Annotated in this window: 8 protein-coding genes and 1 pseudogene; 3 read left to right on the forward strand and 6 right to left on the reverse strand. The window is 64.8% G+C overall.

Going from position 1 to position 10,931, the window contains the following annotated elements; genetic code table 11:
- Both DH10_RS33315 and DH10_RS33320 read right to left on the reverse strand, forming a co-directional pair.
- On the reverse strand, window positions 1–729 hold a 729-nt coding region (locus tag DH10_RS33315; protein WP_281423884.1), incomplete at its 3' end, for a glycogen debranching N-terminal domain-containing protein.
- A 42-nt stretch (window positions 730–771) separates the two neighbouring features.
- On the reverse strand, window positions 772–1,830 hold the full coding sequence (locus DH10_RS33320; RefSeq protein ID WP_192243465.1) for a glycosyltransferase family 4 protein: 1,059 nt from the start codon (window positions 1,828–1,830) through the stop codon (window positions 772–774).
- A gap of 437 nt (window positions 1,831–2,267) precedes the next feature.
- On the opposite strand from DH10_RS33320, the gene DH10_RS33325 reads away from it, so the two are divergent.
- The 3 genes from DH10_RS33325 to DH10_RS33335 are packed head-to-tail and all read left to right on the forward strand — an operon-like array spanning window position 2,268 to window position 8,262.
- The gene (locus DH10_RS33325; RefSeq protein ID WP_192243467.1) at window positions 2,268–3,977 is read left to right on the forward strand and encodes a thiamine pyrophosphate-binding protein; all 1,710 of its coding nucleotides are present in this window, start codon (window positions 2,268–2,270) and stop codon (window positions 3,975–3,977) included.
- Between the two features lie 20 nt (window positions 3,978–3,997).
- The gene (locus DH10_RS33330) at window positions 3,998–6,868 is read left to right on the forward strand and encodes a peroxidase family protein (protein WP_192385811.1); all 2,871 of its coding nucleotides are present in this window, start codon (window positions 3,998–4,000) and stop codon (window positions 6,866–6,868) included.
- Entirely contained in the window at window positions 6,865–8,262 is a 1,398-nt protein-coding gene (locus tag DH10_RS33335; protein WP_192243469.1) for a hypothetical protein, read from the forward strand. Before DH10_RS33330 ends, DH10_RS33335 begins: the two co-directional genes overlap by 4 nt.
- A 61-nt stretch (window positions 8,263–8,323) precedes the next feature.
- Here the strand turns inward: DH10_RS33335 and DH10_RS33340 are convergent, their stop codons facing one another.
- The 4 genes and pseudogenes from DH10_RS33340 to DH10_RS33355 all read right to left on the reverse strand — a co-directional run.
- Entirely contained in the window at window positions 8,324–9,094 is a 771-nt protein-coding gene (locus tag DH10_RS33340) for an L-iditol 2-dehydrogenase (RefSeq protein ID WP_192243471.1), read from the reverse strand.
- Window positions 9,095–9,109: 15 nt separating this feature from the next.
- Window positions 9,110–9,868 carry an SDR family NAD(P)-dependent oxidoreductase gene (locus DH10_RS33345; RefSeq protein WP_192243473.1) on the reverse strand — a complete coding sequence of 253 codons (759 nt, stop codon included), beginning with the start codon at window positions 9,866–9,868 and terminating at the stop codon, window positions 9,110–9,112.
- A gap of 32 nt (window positions 9,869–9,900) precedes the next feature.
- Complete coding sequence (locus DH10_RS33350) at window positions 9,901–10,629, reverse strand: SDR family oxidoreductase (protein ID WP_192243475.1); 729 nt, start codon at window positions 10,627–10,629, stop codon at window positions 9,901–9,903.
- A gap of 22 nt (window positions 10,630–10,651) precedes the next feature.
- Window positions 10,652–10,931 (reverse strand): annotated as a pseudogene (locus DH10_RS33355) (sugar ABC transporter permease); the annotation flags it as partial.

Genomic DNA, 10,931 nt, shown 5'->3' on the forward strand with positions numbered 1-10,931 from the left:
GCGGGCCGCGGCGGCGCGGAAGCGGTCGCGCCCGGGCGCGTCGGCGATCTCAGGACCGACCTCGACATACAGCACCTTGCTGCTGCGCTTGGTGACCGCGATCAGGAAGTCGGCGCGATTGTCGTGCAACTGGTCGGGCGCTTGCGAGAAGGAGATGGCCGACAGGCGCGGCAAGCCGTCGAGGCCGTCATAGCCGAGCAGCACCGACGCCTTGTCGGTCCTGGCGACATGGACCGTTCCGCGCCTTGGCCGTGTCGAGCCGCGCACCTCGAACATGTCGCGGAAGTCGGCGGCGAAATGGAGCGAGACGGCAATGGTCGAGTGCTCGCGGCTGTAGTTGGAAAGCGTGATGCGTTCGAACAGCCTGTCCTGCCAGATCAGTCTGACGCGCTCGATGTGGATCGCACCTTGCGGAATGTCGCGGCCGGCGGCGCTCTGAATCGGCAGGTTGGTCAGGTTGCTGGTGAACAGCACATTGTCCTGGCTGAGCGAGGCACCGAGCAGCGACATCTGCCTGCCGCCGACGGTCAGGCGGAATTCGGACAGGACGCGGGTGTCGTCACGAAAGAAACCGTCGCCGGCGCCCCTGATTTCGCCATAGGCGTCCGCGACGACAAAACAGTCGCCCTGCTTGAGCGCAAACAGCCGGTGTGGTTCCCGTGGCGCCGTTTCGTCCAGCGAGGCAAGGGCCACGGCGGGATCGAGCTTGCGCTCGTCGAGTTCCATCATTCGTAACCTCTTTCGCTAGCTGCGCCCCCTAAGGCATATAATTCACGAAGCCTTCACCGCATGAGCACCGATCAGCCGCATATAGGCGGCAAGGTAGTCGCGCGCCATCCTGGTGACAGAAAACCGCTTTTCGAAGACCGCCCTCACCTGCCGACGATCGAGTTCGAGGAGGGCGGGCATCGCAGTGACCGCCTCATCGACGGTATCCACGACGAAGCCGGTCACGCCCTGGTCGATGATCTCCGGCAAGGCGCCGCAATTCCAGGCGATCACCGGCGTGCCGCAGGCCATGGCCTCGATCGGGGCCAGGCCGAACGGCTCCGGCCAGTCGATGGGAAACAGCAGGCCCGCGGCGTTGCCGAGAAACTCGGCCTTCTCGTCTTCCGCGATCTCACCGACATAGTCGACGCGGTCGCCGTCGATGAGCGCCTCGATCTGGTCGTGAAAATAGGCGCGGTCGTCGTCGCCGATCTTGGCCGCCAGCTTCAGCTTCAATCCTGAAAGCCGCGCGATCTCGATCGCGCGATCCGGCCGCTTGTCGCGCGAAAGGCGTCCGAGAAAGGCCAGATAGGGCTCTCCGGCCGGCTTCTCGTAGGTCGGCGGATAGGCGCCGACCGGAATCCCGTGGTGGATCGTCGCCAGCCAATTGGCATCGGGCAATCCCCGTTTTTGGCTGTGCGAGATGGAGATCATCGGAAAGCGCGGAAAGCGCGTGTAGGCCGGCGCCAGGTCGACATAATCGAGCCTGCCATGCGGCGTCGTCACCGTTCGTTCCGCCATATGCTCGAAGAATGGAAAATGCACGAAATGGCTAAGATGGAAGTGGATGACGTCGAACTCGCCGGCTCGGCCGCGCACATCGCAGAGCATCGCCATATGCGCCGCGATCTCCGACTTCTTCGGCCGCGGATCGAGGCGGATCGCCTGGTCGCGGCCGGGCACCAGCCGCGCCGAGGTCTCGCTGTCGCCGCTCGCGAACAGCGTCACATCGTGCCCCAATTCCACCAGCGCCTCGGTGAGATAGGAGACGATCCGCTCCGTGCCGCCATAAAATCTCGGGGGGACGGATTCATAGAGCGGCGCGACATGGGCAATGCGCATGGATTCCCTCAACTGTTGAGGGAAGCAAAATGCATCAGCCGCGAGATCGTTCCTCTCAATCGACCTCGGCCGGCAGCGGAGCGCGAACCGTCCAGGTCCCGATTTCGCCACCGCGCGGACCTCAGAACCAAGGCGACGGGGTCTCTGGAGGCCTGCGAGCGCGCTGAACTAGGCGCAGGATTTGAACCGGGCGCCATCCGGCCGACCGCCATGCACTGATAACCGCGATGTCGCCCCGGGGAAATACTTGGTCTTGCTGCCGCAGGCGTCAACTCCATTTTGCCGCCAGTGTTAGCTGCTTCACAGTCAGTACCCGGCCGGGAGCAGAGATTGTCGGGTCTATTGATTTCATTTCTAAGTATTTTCTGCCCATTCCGCCTCGCGCTATCGGTCCCCTTCGATCGAGCAGGCCGGAAGCGCAATCGGGGGCGATGCGGATGCGGGTCTACGAGGCAATCGTCAAAGCGCTGGAAGGGATCGGCGTCGGCGCCGCATTCGGCGGCGCGGGCGAGAATGCCGCCGGATTGATGCTGGCGCTGAAACACTCCAAGTCGATCCGGCCGGTGATCACCCGGCATGAGCAGGCAGCATCCTTCATGGCCTGCGGCTATGCCATGTTCTCAGGCCGCCTCGGCGTCTGCTTCGCCACCGCCGGCCCCGGCGCGTTCAACCTTTTCTCCGGCCTTGCGGTCGCGATGTCGGATTCCTACCCGGTGCTTGCAATCTCCGGTTACGCCTCGCGCAGATGGACCGGCAAGGGCGCGCTGAACGAGACATCGGGAGTAAGCCGCACGCCGAACTCCCAGGCGATGTTTGCCGCGACGACGAAGAAATCCTTCCTGCTCACCGATGCCTCGAAGACCTGCGACGTGCTGGAAGAAGCCGTCAACATCGCCTTCGAAGGCAGGCCGGGTCCTGTCCACATCCATGTCCCGGAAGACCTCACCGATCACGGCGTCTCGGTCGACAATTTCCGCCCCATCGAGCTGCAGGTGAAGCCTATCCTGCCGGACCCGGCGCGGGTGCGGGACGCGGCCGAAACGCTTGTGGAGGCGCTGGAGAAAGGCAAGAAGGTCTTGGCCCTCATCGGCTTCGGCGCGGTGAAGAGCGGCGCCGGCCACGAGCTGAAGCAGCTCGTCGAGCGTTATCAGATACCCTTCGCGACCACGCTCGACGGCAAGGGCATCATTTCCGAGCGCCATCCGTTGTGCGTCGGCGTCTTCTGCGACAGCGGCCATAGCGCCGCGTGGGAAGCCTTCCTCGAAGCCGACCTCGTTCTCGCTGTCGGCAATTCCTTCGCCCAGCACGCCACCTTCGGTTTCCGCGACGACCTGTTCACGGACCGCAGGCTGATCCACATCAACATCGACATCGGCGAGATCGACAAGGTCTACAAGGCCGACGGCGCCGTCATCGGCGATGCCAGACTGGCGGTCGGCGCGCTGCTCAACAAGATGTCGGACATGCTCGAGCCGAGCACCACGGCAGACCGCGAGGCGACCGATTACAGCGACGAGCACATCCTCCATCTCACCGGCAAGATCCATCCCGGCCAGATGGCGCAGGCGCTATCCAAGCGCCTGCCGGACAATGCCATCGTTCTCGCCGATGCCGGCGCGCATCTCGCTTGGCTCGGCTACTATCTGCAGATCGCGCCGGGCCAGAATTTCCGCAAGCCCGGCGGCTTCGGCCCGATGGCCGGCAACGTCAACGGCGCGCTCGGCGTCAAGCTCGCCCATCCCGAGCGTACGGTGATCGTCGGCTGCGGCGACGGCTGCTATTTGCTTTCGGGCTTCGAGCTGCTCACCGCCGTCCAGTACGACATCCCGGTGATCTGGATCGTCTTCAACAACGCCGAGTTCCAGCTGATCAAGCTCTATCAGCTGCAATCCTATCACGAATACGGATTGGTCGATTTCGGCAATCCCGACTACGTCGCCCACGCCGAGGCCTGCGGCGCGAAGGGTTATCGCGTCGAGACTCTGGAGGAATTCGAAGCCGCGCTCGAGGACGCGCTGGCGCTCGGCAAGCCTGCAATCATCGACGCCCACATCACGCGCCTGGCGCTGCCGCATTACAGCGCCTCGCCCGAGGGCGTGGTCGCGGGCGTCGCCGAAATGATCGCGGGACGCATCCGCTCGAACTGACGAGGAGGCACGTCGTGTTGATGCAAGCAGGCCGGCAGGCAACAGCGATTTGGCGCGAAATACCGCAAGGCTCCGCGGAGGATGAGCGCCTGATGTTCGAGCGGCTGGCGCAGGACATGATGCATGTCCAGCTGAAGACCAAGCGGCGCTCCAAGGCGGCAGGCATCCAGCGCGCTTTCCACACCAAGCCGATCTTCGCCTCGATCGATGCGACGCTGCGCTTCAATGACGATCTTCCCGCTGACTTCCGCGCCGGCTTCGCCCAGCCGGGGAAATCCTATCCGGCGATCGTCCGCTTCTCCAACGCGAACGGCTCGGGCCAGGCCGACTACAAGCCCGACCTGCGTGGCGTGGCGCTGCGCGTCAAGGTCTCGGACGAGGAGCAGCACGACCTGCTCGCCACCAATTTTCCGGTCTCGCATGCCCGCGATGCCACGCAGTTCGTCGCCTTCGCCAAGGCGACCGCCGGCGGTACGGTCGGCAAGATCGTCGGCCTCCTCGGCCTCGCCTTCCGCTTCGGTCCGGCCGAAGTAATCCGCATGCTGAGGAACGTCTCCACGGGGCGCAATCGCAAGGTGCGCAGCGTCGCGTTGGAGACCTTCTGGAGCCGCGGCGCCATACGCTGGGGCGAAACGCTCGCAGTGCGCTATCTGCTGCGGCCGGTGCCGAGCGCAGCACCCGCGCCCGATCCGTCGGATACGGATGCGAGTTATCTGTCGAACGAATTCGCCGCGCGGCTGGCGGTTGGCGCCATCCGCTTCGAGCTATGCGTCCAGCCTTTCCTCGACGAGCGCTCGACGCCGATCGAGGACACGTCGGTCGAGTGGACCGAAACGGTCTCGCCGCCGGTGAAGGTGGCCGAGCTCACCATCACCCAGCCGTCGGCCGGTACCGCCGAAGCCTTCACCAACACGAGGGTGATCGACGAGCTGGCCTTCAACCCGTGGAACACGACCGACGAGTTCCGTCCGCTTGGCAATCTCAATCGGGCGCGCAAGGTCGTCTATGACGCGAGTGCCGCGCATCGGCTGGCCTATCGCTGGCGCACGGAAGCACCGCTGCGCAACCGATTGCTGGGCGCCATCGCGCGCCAGGCCTTCGTCGCTATCAATCGCCGTTTCGAATGGCACAAGCTGCCGCTTCGCCTCAGCCTGCTCAACCTTGACGCCTTCCGCTATGTGCTCAGGCAAAAGAACCTGATCGACACGGAAGTGGTCGAGGCGCCGCCCGAGGCGCGGCCGGAGCCGCAGACGCCGATCCCTGAGGTGGTGCGTCAGACGCGCACCTATGACGGCACCTATAACGACCTCTCGGCGCCGAAGATGGGCGCGGTCGGCGCCACCTTCGGCCGCAACCTGAAACCGGCCTACGCGCCCGACCTGTTCGACACGCCGAATCCGGTCGTCGTCGCGGAAAAACTGCTGCATCGCGAGACGTTCATCCCGGCGCGCTCGCTCAACATCCTCGCCGCAGCCTGGATCCAGTTCCAGGTGCATGACTGGGTCAATCATGCCCGCAATCCGCTCGGCACCAACGACATCGTGGTGCCGCTGCCTTCCGGCATGAAGTGGACGAATTCGGTCGGCGGCAAGCCGGAGCAGGTCATGCGCATTGCCGGCAACCAGGCGCTGGACCGCGGCCCCAGCTGGCCGCCGGTCTATTTCGGCAATGCCGCCTCGCACTGGTGGGACGGATCGGAGGTCTATGGTCCGAACAGCGCCAAGGCGAACATGCTGCGCGAAGGCGCCAAGATCAGGCTGGTCGACAACCACCTGCCCGTCGACATCAAGGGCTTCGAGGTCACCGGCTTCAACGAGAGCTGGTGGCTTGGCCTCAGCGCCATGCACACGCTGTTCGCGCGCGAGCACAATCTGCTCTGCGACGAATTGCGGTCGCGCTACAGGAATTGGGACGACGAGCGCATCTATCAGACGGCGCGGCTGATCGTGTCGGCGCTCATCGCCAAAATCCATACCGTGGAATGGACGCCGGCGATCCTCGCCACGCGGGCGATCGAGGTCGGCTTGTCCAGCAACTGGAATGGCCCGCCGACCAATGACTGGGTGACCAAATTCGGCCTGTGGCTGCTTGACGAGCATGCGTCGACCGGCATCCCGAAGACGATGCCGGACCATCACGCCGCGCCCTATTCGCTGACCGAGGATTTCACCACCGTCTACCGCATGCATCCGCTCTTGCCGGACGACTATTGCTTCTACCACCACCGGTCCGGCGAAAAGATCGCCGAGAAGGGCTTCCTCGACATACAGGGCGCCAACGCCGACGACATCATGCGATCCTTCGGCCTGCGCAACACGCTCTATTCCTTCGGTGTCGCGCATCCCGGCGCGATCGCGCTGCACAACTTCCCAAGATCGTTGCTGAAGCTTGAGCGCGACAAAGAGATCATCGACCTCTCGGTGGTCGACATCGTGCGCACCAGGCGGCGCGGCGTGCCGCGCTACAATGATTTTCGTGCCGGCCTGCACCGGCCACGCATCAGGAGCTTCGAGGAAGTCGCGGCAAGCCCCGAGGACGCGCGGCTGCTCGAGCAGATCTACGACGACGTCGACAAGATCGATACCGTGGTCGGCCTGCTCTCCGAGCCGGCGCCGGCGGGCTTCGGCTTCAGCGACACCGCCTTCCGCATCTTCATCCTGATGGCATCGCGGCGGCTTCAGAGCGACCGCTTCCTCACCGTCGACTACAGGCCGGAGATCTACTCGCCCTTCGGCATCGACTGGATCGCCAACAACGGCATGACCAGTCTGATCCTGCGCCACTGCCCCGACCTCGCCTCGGTGCTGCCAAGGACGCAGAGCGCCTTCGCGCCGTGGCGCCCGATCGTGCCCGCAAGCACCGATCCGGCCATGGCGGGAGCAAAGCCATGACGGCGCCGCTCAAGTCGACCGCGACCGCGAAGGGCAGCATCGCCTCCGGGCTCGATATGCTTTTGAAGCGGCCGCTGGTCGAGACGATCTTCCGCCGCCGCACGCACCGCGTCAGCCAGGGCAGCTCGGTGCTCGCCGGCAGCATGAGTTATCAGTCCGACCAGCCGCGCGAGCCGCTGTCGGAACTCGAGGAGGCGGTGCTGATCGCCATGACCGGCTGCACCGGCCTCACCATGCCCGACCGGCCCTTCCAGGATCCGGCGACGAAGCAGCCGGTCATGGCCAAGCCCAACCTCACCATGGCCGGCCGCACCGCGGGCAGTCCCGACAATGCGCAAGGCACGCACTTCTTCCTGATCAACGACAGCGGCACCTATTTCCTGCGCAAGCTGCCACCGCCCGCCGCCGGCAACACCGCCTTCACGCCCGAGCGGCTGATCGAGCGCGCGCGGGAAGCCAAGGTAAAAATCCTCGATCGCCGGCTCGACGTCGCCGAAGGCCAGCGCGACTTTCCGGCCTATCTCGATTCCAACCGCTTCCTGTCCAACCTGCCGGGCACCACCATCCTGCTGCCGGTCGTCGATCTCTCGCGCCAGTACATCAACGGCATGATGTACCTGCTCACCCAGCCCGATGGCGCGCGGCCCCACATCGTCGACGACCGCAACTTCTATCGCTCGGCCGGCGTCAAGCGCTGGGTCAAGAACGGCTTCCTCAACAAGGACCTGAAGATCCCGCTCGGCGCCATCGGCTCGCTGCGCACGCAGATCGAGGCCGATCTTCTGCTGCAGAACATCTTCCTCGTCGCCGATGCCATGGGGCTGGGCGCCTGGATCCATGGCTCGATCAGCCCGCCGGTGCTTCTCGGCGATCCGAAATTCTCAAAGACCTATGGCGCCATGCTCGGCTTCGACGTGGCGGTGCCGCGCTGGCGGCTCATGGACCTGTTGCGCTGGCATATTCCACTGCCGACATACGCCAATCTGCGTAGCAACCCGATCGGCCTGCGCTTCGAGGGCGAGCACCTGATCAAGGGCATGTCGCCGCCCTACTACGACTCGATGGCGGACGCCGTCGCCGAAGTCGTCGAGGAGAAGTTCGGCAAGAGCGGTCTTTACTCGGACGAGAAGCTTTTTGCCGAAATCTACAAAGGCGATTACGGCCACCGCTATCTCGGCGAGGCGGCGGTCTACACGCAGGACGTCATCGACTGCGTGCGCGACATCTGCACCTACATCTACGAGACGCACGGCCGCTTCCCGGCGCATTGCGACGCCATCCACGTGCCCGGCATCTGGCTGCAGGTTCACCACGTCGATGTCGGCTACTACCAGCGCTTCTTCCGCGACGGCCTGACCGACGCGCATCTCAACCACGCGCGCGACTGGCACTGATCCGGATGGCAGCGCCATAGCGCTCGCCAGCGGTCTCTGGGGCGACCGGGCTTTCGGCCGATCAGCTCATCCAGTTGCCGCCGTCGACATTGAGCGTCTGCGCCACGACGTAGTCGGCATCGCTCGACGCCAGGAAGACGGCCGCGCCCCGATAGTCGTCGGGATCGCCCATGCGGCCTGCCGGCACCGCCAGCCCGACCTGCCGCTTCTTCTCTCCGACCGGCAAGTTTTCGTAGCGCGCGAACAGCGCGTCGACCTGATCCCACATCGGCGTGTCGACCACGCCTGGCGCGATGCCGTTGACGTTGATGCCGTGCTTGATCAGCGCAAGGCCGGCCGATTGCGTGATGCTGATCACCGCAGCCTTGGTCGCGCAGTAGACGGCAACCAGCGCCTCGCCGCGTCGGCCCGCCTGCGAGGCCATGTTGATGATCTTGCCGCGACGCCCTTGCGCGACCATGCGTTTGGCCACCGCCTGCAGCGTGAACAACAGGCCTTTCACATTGACCGAGAATTGAAGGTCGAAGCTCTTTTCCGAGATTTCCAGAAGCGGTCCCATGTCGAAGACGGCGGCATTGTTGACCAGGATGTCGATGCCGCCATGCGTCCTTGTCACCGCATCGACCATCGCCTCTATCGAGGCGAGATCGCGCACGTCGAGCCGGACGGTGGAAGCTTGACCGCCCAACTCTTGAGCCAGCGCGTCCGCCTTGTCGATCGCCATATCGGCGATAACGACATGAGCGCCTTCGGCGGCGAAGCCGCGCACGATGGCCGCCCCGATGCCTTGCGCGCCGCCGGTGACGACGGCGACCTTATCCTTGAGTTTCATGCCGGTTCTCCTGTCTCAGCGGGTAGTATAGCCGCCATCGATGACCAGCACCTCACCGGTCACATAGCTCGAAGCAGGAGAGCACAGGAAAAGTGCGGCCGCGGCAACCTCCTCCGGCTGGCCGACGCGGCCCATCGGCGTCATGCCGCGCCAGATCGGGAACCATTCCGGATTCTCGATGCCGCCGCGCGAAAGGTCCGTTTCGATATAGCCGGGCGCGACGGCGTTGACACGGATGTTCTCGACCGCGACCTCGCTGGCGAGGCTCTTGGTCATCATGTGCACCGCCGCCTTGGAGTTGTTGTAGGCGACCTGGTTCTGCGGAATGTTGGAGACGATGCCGGAGATCGAGCCGACATTGAGGATCGCGCCGCCGCCCTGGCGCCGCATCGGCGCCAGCGCCGCCCTGCAGCAGCGGAAGACGGCATCGACATTGATCGCCATCGTCTGCCGCCAGATGTCCTCCGGATAGTCGCCGCTGTCGCCATGCACGGCGATGCCGGCGCTGTTGACCAGTATATCGAGCCGGCCGGCCTTGGCCAGTGTTTCGGCAACCAACCCGTCCGGCGCCTTTTCGTCCAGCATTTCCGCTGCGAGAAAATCGAAGGCGATACCCGAGAGTGCCTGCCGCGCATCATCCTTCATGGTTCGGCCCGCAACGACGACGCGCGCGCCGGCTTCGCCGAGCGCCTTGGCGATGGCGAGGCCGATGCCGCGCGTGCCGCCGGTCACCAGCGCGACCTTGCCGTCCAGTCGGAAGCGGTCGAGGATCATGATTGCGGCCCCATCATGCGGAGTTGGAAGGCTCAGATGTCGACGCTCTGCGGCAGGATGACGAGGTCGCGGATAGTGATGTTGCGCGGCCGCGTCAGCATGAAGAGCACGGCCTCGGCCACTTCCTTGGCCTCCATGAGGCTGCCGGCGGCCAACGCTTCTTCCATCTTGGCCTTCGGCCAGTCGCTCAGCAGCGCCGTCACCACCGGACCGGGAGCGACCGCGCCGACTCGGATGCCGTGCTTCAGCACCTGGCGGCGAAGCGTATGGACGAAGGCCTGCACGGCGAATTTCGAGGCGGTGTAGATCGGCTCCCAGACCACGGGAACGAAGCCGGCTACCGAACTGGTCACGATGATGTCGCCGCTCTTCCTCTCGATCATATGCGGCAGCACGGCGTGCACCGTGCGGAAGACAGCGTTGATGTTGAGGTTGAGCATCCTGTCCCATTGGTCGGGGTCGCCGGATGCCACCTCGCCGCCGACATAGGCGCCGGCATTGGCATGGAAGATGTCGAGCTTGCCCGCCTTTTCCAGGACCTCGGGCATCATGCGATCGACGCTCGCCGGGTCGAGCAGGTCGGTAACCACCGCTGAAGCATTGTCGCCCAGTTCCGCGACAAGTGCCTTCAGCCGGTCCTCGGCCCGATCGACCAGGACGACCTTGGCGCCGGCGGCGAGCATGGCGCGGGCGCATTCCAGCCCGATGCCGGAGGCAGCACCAGTGATTGCGGCAACCTTGCCGGAGAGACTTTCAGACATTGTGATCCTCTTCGATGAGCCGTCAGGCGCGGCCGTGTGAGACACGCGAGCGGCGGGCGAGAGAATCGACGATGACCGCGATCGCCAGCACGCAGCCGGTGATCATGTACCGGAGCGAGGATGACAGATCGAGCAGCGTCAGGCCGCTTGCGATGGATTGGATGACGATGATGCCGAGCAGCGCCGAATAGGCGCTGCCGCGGCCGCCGAACAGGCTGGTGCCGCCGATGACGGCCGCCGCGATGGCGTTGAGGTTGACGTCGCCGGTGCCGGCCTGCTGGCTGGCGGTTGCCAGGCGTGCC

It is taken from the genome of Mesorhizobium silamurunense (assembly GCF_014843825.1).
GTDB lineage: Bacteria > Pseudomonadota > Alphaproteobacteria > Rhizobiales > Rhizobiaceae > Mesorhizobium > Mesorhizobium silamurunense.

What these genes read in the sequence shown, in the direction of transcription:
- DH10_RS33320 (WP_192243465.1), bottom strand. Translation starts at nt 1,830, where the DNA reads ATGCGCATTGCCCATGTCGCGCCGCTCTATGAATCCGTCCCCCCGAGA.
- DH10_RS33325 (WP_192243467.1), top strand. Translation starts at nt 2,268, where the DNA reads ATGCGGGTCTACGAGGCAATCGTCAAAGCGCTGGAAGGGATCGGCGTC.
- DH10_RS33330 (WP_192385811.1), top strand. Translation starts at nt 3,998, where the DNA reads ATGCAAGCAGGCCGGCAGGCAACAGCGATTTGGCGCGAAATACCGCAA.
- DH10_RS33335 (WP_192243469.1), top strand. Translation starts at nt 6,865, where the DNA reads ATGACGGCGCCGCTCAAGTCGACCGCGACCGCGAAGGGCAGCATCGCC.
- DH10_RS33340 (WP_192243471.1), bottom strand. Translation starts at nt 9,094, where the DNA reads ATGAAACTCAAGGATAAGGTCGCCGTCGTCACCGGCGGCGCGCAAGGC.
- DH10_RS33345 (WP_192243473.1), bottom strand. Translation starts at nt 9,868, where the DNA reads ATGATCCTCGACCGCTTCCGACTGGACGGCAAGGTCGCGCTGGTGACC.
- DH10_RS33350 (WP_192243475.1), bottom strand. Translation starts at nt 10,629, where the DNA reads ATGTCTGAAAGTCTCTCCGGCAAGGTTGCCGCAATCACTGGTGCTGCC.